Origin of the sequence: Streptomyces longhuiensis (assembly GCF_020616555.1) — a bacterium.
In the GTDB taxonomy this organism is placed as follows: domain Bacteria; phylum Actinomycetota; class Actinomycetes; order Streptomycetales; family Streptomycetaceae; genus Streptomyces; species Streptomyces longhuiensis.
Genome location: NZ_CP085173.1, coordinates 7,741,102 through 7,758,644, shown reverse-complemented (window position 1 = coordinate 7,758,644; position 17,543 = coordinate 7,741,102). Strand labels below are relative to the sequence as shown.

General features: G+C 71.1%; 16 protein-coding genes. 4 read left to right on the top strand and 12 right to left on the bottom strand.

Features of this window, described 5'->3' with window-relative positions; all coding sequences use genetic code 11:
* Positions 1 to 109 precede the first annotated feature (109 nt).
* Positions 110 to 1,600 (top strand): M1 family metallopeptidase, encoded by a 1,491-nt coding sequence (locus LGI35_RS35370; RefSeq protein WP_227298344.1) that lies wholly within the window; start codon positions 110 to 112, stop codon positions 1,598 to 1,600.
* Between the two features lie 105 nt (positions 1,601 to 1,705).
* On the opposite strand, the gene LGI35_RS35365 is transcribed toward LGI35_RS35370, so the two are convergent.
* The 4 genes from LGI35_RS35365 to LGI35_RS35350 all read right to left on the bottom strand — a co-directional run bounded on the left by LGI35_RS35365 (position 1,706) and on the right by LGI35_RS35350 (position 5,029).
* Complete coding sequence (locus LGI35_RS35365; protein ID WP_227298343.1) at positions 1,706 to 2,602, bottom strand: oxygenase MpaB family protein; 897 nt, start codon at positions 2,600 to 2,602, stop codon at positions 1,706 to 1,708.
* 67 nt (positions 2,603 to 2,669) lie between these two features.
* Positions 2,670 to 2,993: a hypothetical protein gene (locus tag LGI35_RS35360; RefSeq protein WP_227298342.1), complete on the bottom strand. Its 324-nt coding sequence runs from the start codon at positions 2,991 to 2,993 to the stop codon at positions 2,670 to 2,672.
* Between the two features lie 9 nt (positions 2,994 to 3,002).
* Positions 3,003 to 3,515, bottom strand: a complete 513-nt coding sequence (locus tag LGI35_RS35355; protein ID WP_227298341.1) for a macro domain-containing protein — start codon at positions 3,513 to 3,515, stop codon at positions 3,003 to 3,005.
* Between the two features lie 41 nt (positions 3,516 to 3,556).
* On the bottom strand, positions 3,557 to 5,029 hold the full coding sequence (locus LGI35_RS35350; protein WP_227298340.1) for an amino acid permease: 1,473 nt from the start codon (positions 5,027 to 5,029) through the stop codon (positions 3,557 to 3,559).
* 345 nt (positions 5,030 to 5,374) lie between these two features.
* On the opposite strand from LGI35_RS35350, the gene LGI35_RS35345 reads away from it, so the two are divergent.
* Positions 5,375 to 6,106 carry a MerR family transcriptional regulator gene (locus LGI35_RS35345; protein WP_227298339.1) on the top strand — a complete coding sequence of 244 codons (732 nt, stop codon included), beginning with the start codon at positions 5,375 to 5,377 and terminating at the stop codon, positions 6,104 to 6,106.
* Between the two features lie 26 nt (positions 6,107 to 6,132).
* On the opposite strand, the gene LGI35_RS35340 is transcribed toward LGI35_RS35345, so the two are convergent.
* The 6 genes from LGI35_RS35340 to LGI35_RS35315 form a co-directional block, all read right to left on the bottom strand.
* Positions 6,133 to 8,313: a 3-hydroxyacyl-CoA dehydrogenase NAD-binding domain-containing protein gene (locus LGI35_RS35340; RefSeq protein ID WP_227298338.1), complete on the bottom strand. Its 2,181-nt coding sequence runs from the start codon at positions 8,311 to 8,313 to the stop codon at positions 6,133 to 6,135.
* Between the two features lie 38 nt (positions 8,314 to 8,351).
* Positions 8,352 to 9,566, bottom strand: a complete 1,215-nt coding sequence (locus LGI35_RS35335; protein WP_227298337.1) for an acetyl-CoA C-acetyltransferase — start codon at positions 9,564 to 9,566, stop codon at positions 8,352 to 8,354.
* Positions 9,567 to 9,634: 68 nt separating this feature from the next.
* Complete coding sequence (locus tag LGI35_RS35330) at positions 9,635 to 10,777, bottom strand: acyl-CoA dehydrogenase family protein (RefSeq protein ID WP_116507633.1); 1,143 nt, start codon at positions 10,775 to 10,777, stop codon at positions 9,635 to 9,637.
* A gap of 20 nt (positions 10,778 to 10,797) precedes the next feature.
* Positions 10,798 to 11,823, bottom strand: coding sequence for an LLM class F420-dependent oxidoreductase (locus LGI35_RS35325; protein WP_227298336.1), 1,026 nt, complete (start codon positions 11,821 to 11,823; stop codon positions 10,798 to 10,800).
* Complete coding sequence (locus tag LGI35_RS35320) at positions 11,823 to 12,959, bottom strand: CaiB/BaiF CoA transferase family protein (RefSeq protein WP_279348672.1); 1,137 nt, start codon at positions 12,957 to 12,959, stop codon at positions 11,823 to 11,825. The genes LGI35_RS35325 and LGI35_RS35320 overlap by 1 nt, the downstream gene beginning before the upstream one ends.
* A 189-nt stretch (positions 12,960 to 13,148) precedes the next feature.
* Positions 13,149 to 13,469, bottom strand: coding sequence for an MmcQ/YjbR family DNA-binding protein (locus tag LGI35_RS35315; RefSeq protein WP_227300663.1), 321 nt, complete (start codon positions 13,467 to 13,469; stop codon positions 13,149 to 13,151).
* A 211-nt stretch (positions 13,470 to 13,680) separates the two neighbouring features.
* Here LGI35_RS35315 and LGI35_RS35310 point away from each other — a divergent pair, with 211 nt between their 5' ends.
* Positions 13,681 to 14,883, top strand: a complete 1,203-nt coding sequence (locus LGI35_RS35310; RefSeq protein WP_227298335.1) for a saccharopine dehydrogenase family protein — start codon at positions 13,681 to 13,683, stop codon at positions 14,881 to 14,883.
* A gap of 423 nt (positions 14,884 to 15,306) precedes the next feature.
* Here LGI35_RS35310 and nfi read toward each other — a convergent pair whose 3' ends face one another.
* Entirely contained in the window at positions 15,307 to 16,011 is a 705-nt protein-coding gene (gene nfi / locus LGI35_RS35305; protein WP_227298334.1) for a deoxyribonuclease V, read from the bottom strand.
* Between the two features lie 55 nt (positions 16,012 to 16,066).
* Here nfi and LGI35_RS35300 point away from each other — a divergent pair, with 55 nt between their 5' ends.
* The gene (locus tag LGI35_RS35300) at positions 16,067 to 16,366 is read left to right on the top strand and encodes a YciI family protein (protein WP_227298333.1); all 300 of its coding nucleotides are present in this window, start codon (positions 16,067 to 16,069) and stop codon (positions 16,364 to 16,366) included.
* A gap of 17 nt (positions 16,367 to 16,383) precedes the next feature.
* On the opposite strand, the gene LGI35_RS35295 is transcribed toward LGI35_RS35300, so the two are convergent.
* Positions 16,384 to 17,508, bottom strand: coding sequence for a WD40/YVTN/BNR-like repeat-containing protein (locus LGI35_RS35295; RefSeq protein ID WP_227298332.1), 1,125 nt, complete (start codon positions 17,506 to 17,508; stop codon positions 16,384 to 16,386).
* Between the last annotated feature and the right edge of the window lie 35 nt (positions 17,509 to 17,543).

Here is a 17,543-nt window from a genome sequence, read left to right as displayed (position 1 = left end):
GTCGGCCGAATGGCGATCGTGTGACACATGAGGCCATGGACATGACCGGGGCGAGAGGGACTGAATAGGGTCGGCAACAACGTTCACGGGCCTACGACTTGGAGCTTTCGTGTACCGCAGACTCATCGCCCCGGGCGCACTGGCGGCCGCTCTCATGCTGGCGATCCCGGCATCGGCGGCGGACTTCACCCCTGGGGCTTCCGGCATCGGTGACCCCTACTACCCGGACTACGGGAACGGCGGCTACGACGTCTCCCACTACGACCTGCGGCTGAAGTACCAGCCGAAGACGGACCTCCTGGAGGGCACGGCGACGATCCTCGCCACGTCCACGCAGGACCTCTCGCGCTTCGACCTCGACTTCGGCCTCAAGGTCAGCGAGGTCCTCGTCAACGGCAAGAAGGCCAAGTTCGCCACCTCCGGCGTGGAGGAACTCGAGGTCACTCCGCCGGCGGGCCTGCCCAAGGGGTCGACGTTCACCGTCGTCGTCCGCTACGCCGGCAAGCCGTCCGAGGTGAAGCTGTACGGCTTCACGTCCTGGCAGCGCACCCCGGACGGCGGTGTCGGGGCGAACGAGCCGGAGTCCGCGGCCTGGTGGTTCCCGTCGAACGACCACCCGCGCGACAAGGCGACGTACGACGTGTCGGTGGCCGTGCCGGACGGGACGCAGGCGATCTCCAACGGCGTGCTCCAGTCGCAGTCGTCGAAGCTCGGCTGGACGCGCTTCAACTGGCGTTCCAACAAGCCGCAGGCGACGTATCTGACCACGCTCGCGGTCGGCAAGTTCGACATCACGACCGACAGGACGGCGGACGGCCTGCCGGTCGTGAACGCCTACAGCAAGGACCTGGGCGACAACTACGGCGCGGCGCGCGCCAGCGTCGAGCGGACCACCGAGGTCGCCGAGTGGCTGGAGACGAAGTTCGGGAAGTACCCGTTCAACGCGCTCGGCGGCTACGTCCCGAACGTGCCGTCCAGCTTCGCACTGGAGACGCAGACGCGGCCGTTCTACAGCCCGAAGCAGTTCGCGAACGGGTCGAACGTGTCGGTGATCGTGCACGAGCTGGCGCACCAGTGGTACGGCGACAGCGTCTCGGTCGACGGCTGGAAGGACATCTGGATCAACGAGGGCTTCGCCCGCTACAGCCAGTGGCTGTGGTCGGAGAAGGAGGGCGAGGGCACGGCGCAGGAGCTGGCGGACTACACGTACGCGCAGCACCCGGCCGACGACGCGTTCTGGCAGGTCAAGCCCGGTGACCCGGGCGCGGAGAACCAGTTCGACATCGCCGTGTACGACCGCGGGGCGCTGGCCATCCAGGCGCTGCGCAACGAGGTCGGCGAGAAGAAGTTCGCCGCGATCCTCAAGGGCTGGCCGCAGGAGCACGCGTACGGGAACGCGAAGGTCTCCGACTTCGTGAAGTTCGCCGAGAAGGTCTCGGGCAAGCCACTGGCGGGTCTCTTCGACACATGGCTCTACCAGCCGTCGAAGCCGGGCACGGCCGCGGCGCAGCGGGACCGGGTGGCGCGGGCCGGGGTGGCACCGGCGAAGCCGAAGTCGTGGAAGCAGATCGCCGCGACGAACTCGGTGCACGACCACTGACGCCTGATCGCGCCGTGGTGCAGTGGCCCTTGCTCGGGCCAGTGACCTTCGGGGGCAGCGGCCTTTAGGGGTCAGTGACCCCTCAGAGTCAGTGGCCCTTCAAGGTCAGTGGTCGCTCTGGGTCGCGGCCCTACGGGGTCGGCGGGCGCGGGTCGCTTCGGCGGCTCGCGCCCGTCTCGCCATCGGCAGATAGCGCAGGCGTTCCGGCAGGAGCGGCACCACCCGTCGTACGACCGCGCCGAACCGTCGCAGCCTGCGCTCCTGGACCGGGGTCCACGGCAGGCCGATGGCCTCCCGCGCGTCGGGCGGCATCAGCCCGATCGTGAGGAAGCGGCGGAAGCGGGCCAGCGGGGGCAGCAGCACCGGCCACAGTGCGCGCAGCACGAGCCTGACCGGCAGCGGCCCACGGTCGGGCGGCGGGACTGGCACGTCGACCGCGACGAGCTCACGGACGACGGCCGTCAGCTCGATCTCGTCGGCCAGGACCTTGCGGTAGTAGGGCCAGAACTCCTCGACGGTCTGCGGCATGTCGCGGTCGTGCAGGCCGAGGATCCGGCCGACCTGGAGCCACTCCGCGTAGAGCCGGCGCTCCTGCGCCTCGGTGAAGGGGCGGCGGCCGAGGTAACGCTGGGCCTGGCGGTAGACGGGGAAGCCGGTGGCGTGGACCCAGGCGTAATTGGCGGGGGTCAGCGCGTGGTAGCTGCGGCCCCGGGTGTCGGTGCCGCGGATGGTGCGGTGGAGCTGCCTCAGGCGGCGCCCCTCCTCCGCGGCGGCGTCACCGCCGTAGACCCACAGCATCACCGAGCGCAGCGACCGCTCGCCGCGGCCCCAGGGGTCCGTGCGGAACACGGAGTGATCGTCGACGCCGGCGCCGACGGCCGGGTGGGCGACCTGAAGGGTGAGCGCCGCCGGAAGCGCGAGCAGGGACCGCGCCTCACCTGCGATGTCCCACAGGACGCCGCCGGGCGGGGGCGGCTCCGGATCGGGCTCGTGCTGCTTCATACGGCTCCCCAGCGATTCCCGGGTGATACGTGATCCAGTATGCGACCGCGGGGCCAGGTGGTACCGGTCAGGGGTATGCCATGCCGCCCCTGCCCTGCGACTCGCTGCCCAACCGGGACGCCAGGTCGGACGCGAGCTCCGAGACACAGGTGCGCAGGTCCGCCTCGGCGGCGGCGACCGGGCCGCGCGGCACGCCGGTGAGGTCCGCACTGGGCCGGACGGGGGTGCACTGGCAAGGCTGAGGCGGTTGCTCGCACCCAGGGGCCGCCGTGCCCGGCGCTCCGGCCCACCGCCGCGCCCGGCCGAGGACACCGACCGCGAACAGGGCGACCGATGCGCCGACTTGACCCACCTTGAGGTGGAATTCCAGGGGCAGGGGTACGAGGGCCATGCCTTGGGCCTACCCGACCACCACCGCCTCGCAACGTACGGCTCGGTCCCGGTGGTCGTACACCGTCACCGCGATGCCGCGGGCCACGAGCCGGTCGGATATCAGTGGTTCGACCCGCGACCACTTCCCGCCCGCGAGACCGCATCCGATGCGCGGCATGTGCACGGAGGCGCCCAGCTCGGCCGCCTTGGCCGCGATGTCGGTGAGGCCGGCGTCCATCGCCTCGTAGCGGACGGGTACACCCTTACCGCCCGTGCGCGTGCCGCGCTGCCCGATCATGTGCGCGATCCACAGGTGGCGTTCGACCTGGACGTACTGGACTGCGCCGAGGCCGAAGTCGTTCTTCGCTCGCTCGCGGTGCCAGCGGCGGTACGCGGCCTCGGGCTCCGGCCGGCGCCGGGACAGCGCGAGGACGAAGCCCTTGCCCCGGCCACCGATGTCGTTGCAGACATGCGTGACGATGCGCGTCACCTCGCCCAACGGCAAGGTGGCGTCACCTCGGACATACGCGATCTCCGACATGACGCCACCGTAGGAGCTGCCACTGACAGTGGGGGGCGGCGTTACTCGCCGTCGGTCAGCTTGGTCAGTTCCTGGGTTGCCTCGCGCTGGATGCGGCGGCGGGCGGCGAACCAGCCGGCGACGAGCAGGACCGCGATGACCGGGATCAGCATCAGGGTCTTGCGGCCCGTGTCCGGGTCGTTCCACATGAGGCCGAGCACGAGCAGCAGGAAGACGATCGTGACGATCTCGGTGACCGGGGACCAGGGCAGGCGGAACGACGGCCGCTTGATCAGGCCCTGCTTGGCCCGCCGGACGAAGGCCAGGTGGGCGACCATGATCATGACCCAGGTGCCGATGATGCCGATCGAGGAGACCTCGATGACGATCTCGAAGGCGTCGTGCGGGAGGAGGTAGTTCAGGCCCACGCCCAGGACGCCGACACCGGCGGTGAGCAGGATGCCGCCATACGGCACCTGGCTGCGGTTCATGCGGGCGGTGAACTTCGGCGCGGAGCCCGACATCGCCATGGAGCGCAGGATGCGGCCCGTGGAGTAGAGGCCGGAGTTGAGGCTGGACATGGCCGCGGTGAGCACGACCAGGTTCATGATGTCGCCGATGCCGCCGACGCCCAGCTTGCTGAACAGCGTGACGAACGGGCTCTCGTTCGACGAGTAGACCGAGGACGGCAGCAGCAGCGCGAGGAGCAGCACCGAGCCGCAGTAGAACAGGCCGACGCGCCACATGATCGAGTTCACCGCGCGCGGGACGACCTTCTGCGGGTCGGCGGTCTCGCCCGCCGCGACACCCACCAGCTCCAGGGCGGCGTACGCGAAGACGACACCCTGCATGACGAGGACCACCGACATGGTGCCGCCCGGCATGAATCCACCGTGGTCCGTGATCATGCTCAGGCCCGGGGTCTGGCCGTCGATCGGGTGCTGGGTGGCGACCAGGAAGATGCCCACGAACAGGAAGGCGACGAGCGTGGCCACCTTGATGATCGCGAACCAGAACTCCATCTCGCCGAAGTACTTCACCGAGATCAGGTTCACGCCGAGCACGACCGCGAGGGCGATCAGTGCGAGGACCCACTGCGGGATCGTCGTGAAGGCACTCCAGTACTGGGTGTACAGGGCGATCGCGGTGATGTCCGCGATGCCTGTCATCGACCAGTTCAGGAAGTACATCCAGCCGGCGACGTAGGCGCCCTTCTCGCCGAGGAACTCGCGCGCGTACGACACGAAGGAACCGGAGGACGGCCGGTACACGACCATCTCACCGAGGGCGCGCACGACCAGGTACGCGAAGACTCCGCAGACGAGGTACGCGACGGCGAGTGCGGGGCCCGCCGAGTGGAGGCGGCCGCCCGCTCCGAGGAACAGTCCGGTACCGATCGCGCCACCGATCGCGATCATGTTGACGTGACGGGCCTTGAGGTCCTTGCTGTAGCCGGCGTCACCCGCGTCGGCGGGCGCCTGGGACGCATCTGTGCGGGATGCGTCCAGAGCCGTGTTGGCGGCTTCCTTGCTCACGTGGGGGGATCCCTCTGTGGTGCCCGGATCGCTCCGGGGTCCGGATGTGCTGCGGCCCGCGACATTCCTGACATGGCGCGGACCGACTGTGCACCTTCCCCCACGAGGCGAGCGGCACGCGGTGGCGGAGATCACATAGCGGCACTTCTCACATGATGATCAGCCTCTGTACAGCGGGTTCGGCGAGGCGTATAAGCACTCACTGATTCCTGAACGCCCCCTGCGCGTCCGCCTTTTCGGCCGAACCGCGCTTTCACAACATTGGTGTGTCAGCAATACTGTTGAACCTACCGGGCGTGGAGCCGGAGCACGGCACTACGCGGGAACCGAGAAGCGAGGCGCAGCATGACGACGGACACCGAGGAGCCGACGCTCACGGTCGACGAACTGGCCGCGCGCGCGGGCGTCACCGTCCGTACGATCCGCTTCTACAGCACGAAGGGCCTGCTCCCGCCGCCCGTGATCGGGCCGCGCCGGGTCGGCCACTACGGCCGGGACCACCTCTCCCGGCTCGCGCTGATCGAGGAGCTCCAGCACCAGGGCATGACACTCTCCGCGATCGAGCGGTATCTGGAGCAGCTGCCGACGGACCTGAGCGCCGACGATCTGGCGATCCACCGCGCCCTGGTCGCGACCTGGGCCCCGGACGCGGCGGAGGACGTCACGCGCGCCGAGCTGGAGCGCCGGGCGGGGCGGGCCCTGTCCGGGGAGGATCTGGACCGGCTCGCCGCGATGGGCGTCGTCGCGTACCTGGAGGAGAGCGACAGTTTCCGCGTGGACCCCGGTCTGCTGCGGCTCGGGGTGGAACTGCTCGGGGTGCCGATCGCGCACGAGACGATCCTCGCGGCGCGCACCGTCCTCATGAAGCACACGCGGGACGCCGCGCAGGAGCTGACACGGCTGTTCCGCGATGAGGTGTGGGGGCCCTACCGGGAGCAGGAATCGGACCCGGAGCACGTGGCGGCGATGAAGTCGCTGTCGGCCCATATGCAGCCGATGGTGGTGCAGGCCCTGGTGACCGCCTTCCAGCGGTCGCTCAAGGAGCAGCTGCGGGAGGCGTTCCGCGCCGAGGGCTGAGCCCCCGGCGCGGAACCCCGTGACGGTCAGGCGTCGGTGAAGGTCTCGCCCTTCTCGGCCTTCTCGACGAGCAGCGCGGTCGGCCGGAACCGCTCGCCGTAGCGCTCGGCGAGCTCGCGCGAGCGGGCCACGAAGCCGGGCAGGCCACCTTCGTAACCGTTGATGTACTGCAGGACTCCGCCGGTCCAGCCCGGGAAGCCGATGCCGAAGATGGAGCCGATGTTGGCGTCGGCGACCGAGGTCAGGACGCCCTCCTCCAGGAGGCGCACCGTGTCGAGCGCCTCGGAGAAGAGCATGCGCTCCTGCATGTCCTCGAACGGGATCTCGTACCCGGGCTTGGTGAAGTGCTCACGCAGGCCCGGCCACAGGCCGGCGCGCTTGCCGTCCACGTACTCGTAGAAGCCCGCGCCGCCGCTGCGCCCGGGACGGTCGAACTCCTCGACCATGCGGTCGATGACGACGTCCGAGGGGTGGCCGGCCCAAGTGCCGCCCGCCTCCTCCACGGCCCGCTTCGTCTCGTTACGGATCTTGCGGGGCAGGGTCAGCGTCAGCTCGTCCATGAGGGACAGGACCTTGGCCGGGTAGCCGGCCTGGGCCGCGGCCTGCTCGACGGAGGCGGGCTCGATGCCCTCGGCGACCATCGCGACGCCCTCGTTGATGAAGTGCCCGATCACGCGCGAGGTGAAGAACCCGCGCGAGTCGTTCACGACGATCGGGGTCTTGTTGATCTGGCGGACCAGGTCGAAGGCGCGGGCGAGCGCCTCGTCGCCGCTCTGCTCGCCCTTGATGATCTCGACGAGCGGCATCTTGTCGACGGGCGAGAAGAAGTGCAGCCCGATGAAGTCGACGGGCCGCTCGACGCCCTCGGCGAGGAGGGTGATCGGCAGGGTCGAGGTGTTGGAGCACAGCAGCGCGTCGGGCTCGACGACGTGCTGGATCTCCTTGAAGACCTTGTGCTTGAGCGCCGGGTCCTCGAAGACGGCCTCGATCACGGCGTCGCAGCCCGCGAGGTCCTGCGGTTCGGCGGTGGGCGTGATGCGGGCGAGGAGCGCGTCCGCCTTCTCCTGCGTGGTACGGCCGCGGGAGACGGCCTTGGCGCAGAGCTTCTCGGAGTAGCCCTTGCCCCGGGCGGCGGCGTCGGCGGTCACGTCCTTGAGGACGACCTCGATGCCCGCGCGGGCACACGAGTAGGCGATGCCCGCGCCCATCATGCCGGCGCCGAGGACGGCGACCTTGCGGACGGTGCGCTTCTCGATGCCCTTGGGGCGGTTCGCGCCGGAGTTGACGGCCTGGAGGTCGAAGAAGAACGCCTGGATCATGTTCTTCGCGGTCTGGCCGGTGACGAGCTCGGTGAAGTAGCGCGCCTCGATGACCAGGGCCGTCTCGAAGTCGACCTGGGAGCCCTCGACGGCCGCGGCGAGGATGTTGCGCGGGGCCGGGTAGGGGGCGCCGTTCAGCTGCTTCTTGAGGTTGGCCGGGAAGGCGGGCAGGTTCGCCGCGAACTTCGGGTTGGCCGGGGTGCCGCCCGGGATGCGGTAGCCGGGCTTGTCCCAGGGCTGCTGCGACTCGGGGTTGGCGTCGATGAAGGCGCGCGCCTGGGCGAGCATCTCCTCGGGGGTGGCCGCCACTTCGTGGACGAGGCCGTTCTCCAGGGCGCGCGTCGGGGTGTACTGGGTGCCCTGGAGGAGCACCTTCAGCAGGGCGTCGGTGATGCCCATGAGGCGTACGGTGCGGGTCACGCCGCCGCCCGCGGGGAGCAGGCCGAGCGTGACCTCCGGGAGGCCGATCTTGGAGCCGGGCGCGTCGAGGGCGATGCGGTGGTGGGAGGCCAGCGCGATCTCGTAACCGCCGCCCAGGGCCGCGCCGTTGATCGCCGCGACGACGGGCTTGCCGAGCGTCTCGATGCGGCGCAGGGAGTTCTTGATGCCGGTGCCGGTCTCGAACGCCTGCTGGGCGTTCTCGGGGCCGGCCTTCATCATGTCCTTGAGGTCACCGCCGGCGAAGAACGTCTTCTTGGCGGAGGTGTAGATGATGCCGCGGATCGAGTCCTTCTCGGCCTCGGCGCGGTCGGCGATCGCGGCGATGGAGTCCTTGAACGCCTGGTTCATCGTGTTCGCGGACTGGTTGGGGTCGTCGAGGACGAGCGTGACGATGCCGGTCTCGTCCTGTTCCCAGCGGATGGTGGTACTCGCCGAAAGTGCTGTCATTGCTGCTGCTCCGTAGATGCCAGTGCGGGAAAGGACGGTCAGAGACGCTCGACGATCGTGGCGATGCCCATGCCCCCGCCGACGCACAGCGTGGCGAGGCCGTAGCGCTTGTCCTGGCGCTCCAGTTCGTCGATGAGGGTGCCGAGGATCATCGCGCCGGTGGCGCCGAGCGGGTGGCCGAGCGCGATGGCGCCGCCGTTGACGTTGACCTTGTCGAGGGACAGGCCCATGTCCTTGACGAAACGCAGGACGACGGCCGCGAAGGCCTCGTTGATCTCGACGAGGTCGATGTCGCCGATGGTCAGACCCGCCTTGGCGAGGGCCTTGCGGGCCGCGGGCGCGGGACCGGTGAGCATGATGGTGGGCTCGGAACCGGAGACGGCCGCGGAGACGATCCGCGCGCGCGGGGTCAGACCGTGGCGCTCGCCGACCTCCTTGGTGCCGATGGCGACGAGGGACGCGCCGTCGACGATGCCGGAGGAGTTGCCCGCGTGGTGGACGTGGTCGATCTTCTCGACCCAGTGGTACTTCTGCAGCGCGACGGCGTCGAAGCCGCCGAGGTCACCGATGTCCGCGAACGACGGCTTCAGCTTGGCGAGCGAGTCGGCGGTCGTGCCGGGGCGCAGGAATTCGTCGTGGTCGAGGACGGTCAGGCCGCTGCGGTCCTTGACGGGCACGACGGAGCGGGCGAAACGGCCGTCCTTCACGGCGGCGGCCGCGCGCTCCTGCGAGAGCGCCGCGTACTCGTCGACGTCGCGCCGCGAGAAGCCCTCGATGGTGGCGATGAGGTCCGCGCCGATGCCCTGCGGCACGAAGCCCGTCTCGTAGTTGGTCATCGGGTCGGCGAACCAGGCGCCGCCGTCCGAGGCCATCGGGACGCGCGACATCGACTCGACGCCGCCGGCGAGGACGAGGTCCTCCCAGCCCGAACGGACCTTCATGGCCGCCAGGTTGACCGCTTCGAGGCCCGAGGCACAGAAGCGGTTCTCCTGCACACCGGCCACGGTGTCGGGCAGTCCGGCGGCGATGGCCGCGATCCGCGCGATGTCGGATCCCTGGTCGCCGACCGGGCCGACGACGCCGAGCACGATGTCGTCGATGGCGGCCGGATCGAGGTCCGGGAAGCGGGCCTGGATCTCGTGGATGAGGCCGACGACCAGGTCGATCGGCTTGGTCCCGTGCAGGGAGCCGGTCGCCTTGCCGCGTCCGCGCGGGGTGCGGATCGCGTCGTACACGTACGCTTCGGTGCTCACTCGCTTGCCTTTCAATGAGGGTGGGCCGGGCGACGAGGGTGGGCCGGGCCGGGAGGTCGGTGGGGGGGTCAGCCGAGCAGGGAGCGCCCGATGATCTCCTTCATGATCTCGGTCGTGCCGCCGTAGATCGTCTGGATGCGTCCGTCGGTGAAGGCCTTGGCGACGCGGTACTCCGTCATGTAGCCGTAGCCGCCGTGGAGCTGGAGGCAGCGGTCCGCCACGCGCTTCTGGAGCTCGGTGGCCCACCACTTGGCCATCGAGGCGTGCACCGCGTCGAGTTCGCCGTTCGAGTGGTCGACGATGCAGCGGTCCAGGAAGGTCCGGGTGACGGCGCACTCGGTCGCCATCTCGGCTATCTCGAACCGGATGTGCTGGAGCTTGGCGAGCGGCCGGCCGAAGGCCTCGCGCTCCTTGACGTAGGTCGTGGTGATCTCCAGGAGGTGCTCCGCGGCGGCGATCCCGGCGACGGCGATGCCCATGCGCTCCTGCGCGAGGTTCGTCATCAGGTGGACGAAGGCGCCGTTGAGCTCGCCGAGGAGATTCTCCTTCGGAACGCGTACGTCGTTGAAGAAGAGCTCGGCCGTGTCCTGGGACTTCTGGCCGATCTTGTCGAGGTTGCGGCCGCGCTCGAAGCCCTCCATACCGCGCTCGACGACCAGGAGGGACAGGCCGTGGGCGCCGCCGTCGGGCGTCGTCTTGGCGACGACGATCACGAGGTCGGCGAGGATCCCGTTCGAGATGAACGTCTTGGAGCCGTTGAGCACCCAGTGGTCGCCGCGGTCCTCGGCCGAGGTGCGGATGCCCTGGAGGTCGGATCCGGCACCCGGCTCGGTCATCGCGATGGCGGTGATCAGCGAGCCGTCGCAGAATCCGGGAAGCCAGCGGCGCTTCTGCTCGTCCGTGGCGAGTGAGGTCAGATACGGCCCGATGATGTCGTTGTGGAGACCGATCGCGAGGCCGGCGGCTCCCGCGCGCGTGAACTCCTCGGCGATGACGGCGCTGTAGCGGAAGTCGGCGTTGCCGCCGCCCCCGTACTCCTCGGGCACGGCGAGCCCGAGCAGGCCCTGGCGTCCGGCCGCGAGCCAGGCCTCGCGCGAGACGATGCCGTCCTTCTCCCACTGCTCGTAGTGCGGGGTGACCTCCTTGGCGAGGAAGGTGCGCACCGTCTCGCGGAACGCGTCGTGCTCCTCGGTGAAGATCTGCCGTTCCATTGCCATCGTGGTGCCCTCCCCTACAGCCAGTTCTTGACGGTCTCGACCAGCCGGGCGGGCTCGGGACCGACCGGGATGACGTTCAGCATGGTGACGCCCGCGGCGCGGAAGGCCTCGACACGCTCACGTACGTAGCTCTCGGGCCCGCACAGGCTCATGAGCTCGCAGAACTCGTCCGGGACGGCGGCCTCCGCCTCCTTCTTCTTCCCGGAGAGGTAGAGCTCCTGGATGAGCTTGGCCTCCTTCTCGTAGCCGTAGGCCACGGCGAGGTCGTTGTAGAAGTTCTTGCCGACGGCGCCCATGCCGCCCACGTAGAGGGCGATGTTGGGGCGGGCGAGGTCGCGCGCGGCCGCCGCGTCCTCGCCGATGGCGAGCAGGCCGCCGGCGACGACCTGGAGCGGTCCGAGCTCGGGGGCGCGCTTGGCGGCGCCCTCGGCGAGCGGGGTGCCCCACACCTGGTGGGCCTTCTCGGGGATGAAGAGGGTGGGTAGCCAGCCGTCGGCGATCTCGGCAGTCATCCGGACGTTGGCCGGACCCAACGAGGCGACGTACAGCGGGACTTCGGGGCGCACGGGCTTGGAGAGCATCTTCAGGGGCTTCCCGAGCCTGCCGCCCTTCTCCGGGGGCAGCGGCATGTCCGTGATGCCGTGGTGGTCGATGACCTCGCGGCGCAGGATGCGCCGGGTCAGCTCGATGGTCTCGCGGGTACGGCCGAGGGGCTTGTCGTACGCCTTGCCGTGCCAGCCCTCGACGACCTGCGGACCCGACGCGCCCAGACCGATGACGGCGCGGCCTCCGGAGACCGCGTCGAGTCCGGCGGCGGTCTGGGCGATGAGGGCGGGGGTGCGCGAGTAGACGTTGAGGATCGCGGCGCCGATCTTCATGCGCTCGGTGCGGGCGGCGAGATAGCCCATGATCGTGGGCGAGTCGAAGCCGTAGGCCTCCGCGACCCAGACGGCGTCGAGGCCCGCCGACTCGAGCGCGGCGGCGTCGTCGGCCGCCTGCCGGGGGTCGGCTGCGTAGGCGAGGGGGGCGGACAGCTCCATCAGTTCTCTTCCTTCGTCAGGCTCGGTACGTCCCAGTCGCGGGCCACGCCGGCGGTGTCGGCGCCCGGCTGCGCGGGGCCGCCGCGGACAGCGGTGGGGGTCGCGGAGAAGCGGGGTGCGGGGGCGGGCTGGGTGATGCCGCCGTATTCGGTGAAGGTGCCGCGCGCGGCCAGATGGGGGTGGCCGGGCGCCTCGCGCAGGGACAGGACCGGCGCCACGCACGCGTCGGATCCCTCGAACACGGTCGTCCACTCCTCGCGGGTACGGGTCTTGAAGCGGGCGGCGACGGCGTCGCGCAGCTCGCCCCAGCGGGCGAGGTCCTTGCGGGCGGGCGCCGTGTCCCCGATGCCGAGGAGCGCGATGAACTCGTCGTAGAACTGCTGCTCAAGAGCGCCGACCGCCATGTACTGGCCGTCGGAGGTCTCGTACGTCCCGTAGAAGGGGCAGCCGCCGTCGAGGAGGTTGCTGCCGCGCCGGTCCTGCCAGCCGCCGGCCGCGACCATGCCGTGGATCATCGCGGCGAGGTGCGAGGCGCCGTCGACGATCGCGGCGTCCACGACCTGGCCCGCGCCGGTGTCACGCGCGTGGTGGAGAGCGGCGAGGATGCCGACGACGAGGTAGAGCGAGCCGCCCGCGAAGTCACCGACGAGGTTCGCGGGGACGGTCGGCGGCTCGTCCGGCTTGCCGATCATGCCGAGGGTGCCGGTGAGGGCGATGTACGCGATGTCGTGCCCGGCGCGCTGCGCGAGGGGGCCTTCCTGGCCCCAGCCGGTCATGCGTCCGTAGACGAGGCGCGGGTTGCGGGCGTGACACGTGTCGGGGCCGACGCCCAGGCGCTCGGCGACCCCGGGACGGTAGCCCTCGATGAGGACGTCCGCCTTGGCGACGAGGTCGAGGACGCGCGCGGCGCCGTCCTCCGCCTTGAGGTCGATGATCACGGAGCGTTTGTTGCGGTTGGTGATGTCGTACGCGGGGTCGATCGCGAGCCCGGCGCCGCCGGGGCGGTCCACGCGCACGACATCGGCACCCAGGTCGGCGAGGAGCATCGCGGCGAACGGGCCCGGGCCGATGCCCGCCAGTTCGACCACGCGCACCCCGGCGAGCGGGCCGCTGTTCGCCATCCCTGCCACTGCCATCGAGCCCCCAGCACTGTGACACAACTGATGTAACACCAGCGATGCTAAGAACGTGTTCCACTCAGCACAACCCCTGGAGAGCAAGCGCTTAGTAATTTACGACGCGCTGCTGCGGTGTTGCCAGGAGACACGTACGGATTCGGCGGCACGGGCCTGTGACGGCATGCCGTCAGCTCCCGGGGGCGGCGCTCATCGCGCGTCCAGTTCGGCGACGAGCTTCTTCGTGGCCACCGTCCGATAGCTCTCCTCCACCCAGTCGCAGAGCAGCTCCGCGCCCGGGGCGCCCTTCACGTCCAGGGGTATCCGCACCCAGCCCGCCTTGCCGAGGCCGTACCCGGCGGGCTCGGCGCCCGGGGTCGTGAGCGCGTGCGCGTGCGCCTCCTCGTCCCTGAGCTTGACCGTGAGCCCCATCGGAAAGCTGCCGTCGTCGACACCGAGGAACACGAACACCTTCTTGTTCACCTTCGCGACCGTCTCACCCCACGGGAAGTCCTCCGTGGCCCCCGGCATCCCGAGCGCGAACTCCCGTACACGCGCCCACGTCTTGAGCGCCCGCTGCGACGGCTTCCTCGGCTCGGCCACGACGACCTCCCGCTCCAGGCGGGGCCCCTGAACCTCCGCTCACCCCTCACGCTAGCCTCGGCCACCGACAACGGCGCGGGGCGCAGGGCTGAGGGGTGTCATGACCAGGCAGGACAGCGGACACGGCAAGGATCGGGACATGCGGGACAGGCCCGGCAGAGCCGACAGGACAGGCCGCGAGTACGACATCGTGCTCTTCGGGGCGACCGGTTTCACCGGCGCGCTCACCGCCGAGTATCTGGCGGCGCACGCGCCCGAGGGACTGCGGTGGGCCGTCGCGGGGCGCGACACGGGGAAGCTGGAGCGGCTGCGCGAGCGCCTCACCGCGATCGACCCGGCGTGCGCCGTGCTGCCGCTCGTCCGCGCCGACGTCGCCGACCCGGCGTCCCTGCGCGCCCTCGCGGCCCGCACGCGCGTGGTGGCCACGACCGTCGGCCCGTACGTCACCTACGGCCAGGACCTCGTGGCCGCGTGCGCCGAGGAGGGCACCGACTACACGGACCTGTGCGGCGAGCCCGAGTTCGTCGACGTCACGTACGTGCGGCACGACGCCCGCGCGCGGGAGACCGGGGCGCGCCTCGTCCACGCGTGCGGCTTCGACTCGATCCCGCACGACCTGGGCGTGCACTTCACGGTGGGGCAGCTCCCCGAGGACGTGCCGCTGCGCATCGACGGGTTCGTGCGGTCGAACGCGACGTTCTCGGGCGGCACGTTCGCGTCGGCGCTGACGCAGTTCTCGCGGGGCCGGCAGATGCTGGCCGCCCAGCAGGACCGGCGGCGGCACCAGCCGCGCCTCGTCGGCCGCAGGGCGTACGCGCCGACGGGCGCGCCGCGCTACGCCAAGGAGGTCGACGCGTGGGCGCTGCCGCTCCCGACGATCGACCCGCAGGTCGTGCAGCGCTCCGCGCGGGCGCTGGAGCGCTACGGTCCCGACTTCCGCTACCGGCACTACGCGGCGGTGCGGCACCTGCCCGTCGCGTTCGGCGGCGTCGCGGCGACGGGCGCGCTGTTCGCCGCCGCCCAACTGCCGCCCGCACGCCGGTGGTTGTCGGGGCGGCTCAAGCCGGGTGACGGGCCGGACGAGGCTCGGCGCGCGGCGAGCTGGTTCTCGGTGCGCTTCGTCGGAGAGGGCGGCGGCCGCCGCGTGTACACGGAGGTCTCGGGCGGGGACCCCGGCTACGACGAGACGGCGAAGATGCTCGGCGAGTCCGCGATGTGCCTGGCCCTGGACGACCTGCCCGAGACCGCGGGCCAGGTCACCACGGCCGTCGCGATGGGCGACGCCCTGACGACCCGACTGCAGGACGCGGGGATCAGGTTCCGGGTGGCGGCTGAGCAGTAGGCGGCTACGCGCGCGGCAGCGACCAGGCGACAGGGGGAGGCCAGCCCGCGGGTGAGTACGCGCGCGTGGCCCTCCCCCGGCCCTCAAGCGTGCCCGATGCGAATGGCCGCGACGCGGTACCGAGTCGCTACGCGCGCGGGTGACGCGCCCTGGGGTTGCCCGCCGAGGACACGGCAGGTGGCCACGCGCGCGTGGCCCTCGCACGTGCCCGATGCGAGTGACCGCGACGCGATACCGAGTCGCCACGCGCGCGGGTGACGCGCCCTGGGCTTGCCTTGCCGAGGACACGGCAGGTGGCCACGCGCGCGGGGCCCTCCCCCGGCCCTCACGCGTGCCCGATGCGAGTGACCGCGACGCGATACCGAGTCGCTACGCGCGCGGGTGACGCGCCCTGGGCTTGTCCGCCGAGGACACGGCTGGTGGCTACGGGCGCGTCACCTTCTCCTGGGCCTCCGCCAGCGCCCGCCTGCACAGCGCGTCCGCCCTGCGGGTCGTTTCGGGCTGGCGGTAGTTCGGCGTGAGGCTCAGGGTGTGGGCGCACGCGGTGTCCAGGCTCGCGCGGTGGCCGACGGAGACGTAGACGGGTTTGACGCCGTCGCGGGTGCGCAGGGCCCGGCCGACCTCCTCGTCGCCGTCCAGCAGGGGCGCCGTGCTGCCGCGCGCAGCGTCCGGCTCCTCGTGCGTGAAGGTGAACGGGTTCTTCGCGACGCCGATCGTGGGCAGTCCCGTCAGGACACCGAGGTGGCTGGCGAGGCCGAAGCGGCGCGGGTGGGCCAGGCCGTACCCGTCGCAGACGACGAGCCCGGGGCGGGAGTTGAGCTTCTCCAGGGCGGCGACGACGGTCGGGATCTCCCGGAAGGCCAGCAGGCCCGGCACGTACGGGAAGGAGATCCGGCCGACGGTGGTGGCCTCCTCCACGACGTCGAGGGTCGCCGCGTCGAGCACGACGGCCGCCGCGGCGACGAGGTCGCGCTCGTCGTCGTAGGCCACGTCGACACCGGTGACGAATCCGGTACCGGGCGGGGGCCCCGGCTCGTCGAGGACGACGCGGGCGCGCAGTTCGTCCTGGACCGCGCGTGCGGAGCGCTCGTCGGTGGGCCAGTCGGCAGGGATCTGTTGGTGGCTCATGATGGCGACCACCATAGGTCGGGGGCGCCGGCGGGCCACGGGTAGCCTGGCGATCATGTTTGTACTTGAGCTGACCTACACGGCCCCGGTCGAGCGCGTCGACCCGCTTCTCGAAGCGCACGTCGCCTGGCTCGACGAGCAGTACGAAGCCGGTGTCTTCATCGCCTCCGGCCGCAAGAACCCGCGCGACGGCGGGATCATCCTCGCCGTCGGGGACGACCGCACGCAGATCGAGAAGATCACGGCGGCCGACCCCTTCGTCACCGGCGACGTGTGCGCGTACCGCGTCACGGAGTTCATCGCGACGAAGACGGCGCCCGAACTGGCCCGATTCCGGCAGCAGTTGGCCGGCTAGTCGGCTCCGGCCCCCGGTCACCGTTCCAGCCGGGCTACGCGTCCCTTCTCGCCCGAGGCCCAGCACGCGCCGTCGTGCGTGCAGTCCACCGTGTCGTACGAGCCCGTGTCGACGGTGCGCCAGGTGCGGCCCGCGTCGAGCGTGAGGTCGGTCCCCGTCGGGCCGACCGCCAGGGCGCTCGTGCGGCTGTGCGGGAGCCAGCTGACGCCCGAGCGGTAGGCGGGGACGGGGGCGGCGGACGCCGTCCAGGTGCGGCCGCCGTCGCGCGTCGTGGCCGAGGCCCGGGGCGACGCCTGGTCCGCGCGGTAGTCGCCGCCGACCGCGATGCCGTGCGTACGGTCGCGGAACGCGAGGCCGAAGACGCCGCGCGCCGGGTCGCCCGCCGGGATCGGGGCGTCGGTCGCCCGCCAGGTCAGGCCACGGTCCGACGAGTGCAGCACGCGCGCGCGTGCTGCACCGCCGGTGGCCAGCCACACGTCGCGCGGGCCGGAGCTGACCAGGCACTGGCCGCTCGCCGCGAACCCTGCCTCGCCCTCCTGCGCCGCGGGCATGCCGTCGCTGGGCAGGACGCGCCAGGAGCGTCCTCCGTCGCGCGTGGACAGGATCCGGTACTTGCCGTCGACGGGGTCGCTCATCGCGAGGCCGTGGCGCGCGTCGAAGAACGTCAGGCAGTCGTAGAACGCCTTCGGGTCGGGGTTGCGGAAGGACTCGGTCCAGGTGGCCCCGCCGTCGTCCGTGCGGAACACCCGTGAGGCGTCGCCCTCACCGATCGCGAGGACGACCGCACGCCGGCCGTCGAAGGCCTCGATGTCACGGAACTCCAGCTCGCCCGCGCCGGGCGGGGACACGTTCCGCCAGTGGGCGCCGCCGTCCGAGGTGCGGAGCACCGTGCCCTTGCTCCCGGCCACCCAGGCCGCGTCGCGGCTCACGGCGGCAAGCCCTCGGAACCGCGCGTCCGTGCCGGATTCCTTCAGCGCCCAATGCGGCTGCACCTGCGCGTGCCCTCCACCGGCTTTCGCGGCGTCTGCCTGTGAACCGGCGGCCTGCGCACCGTCGGCCTGCGCCGGACCCGCCGGAGCGAACGCCAGGGCGAGTGCCGCCCCGACCAGCCCCATGGACACCATGCGTCTCGTCTTCCCCATGCCCCTCATGGCGGGCGAAGCTAGCCCACTCCCCC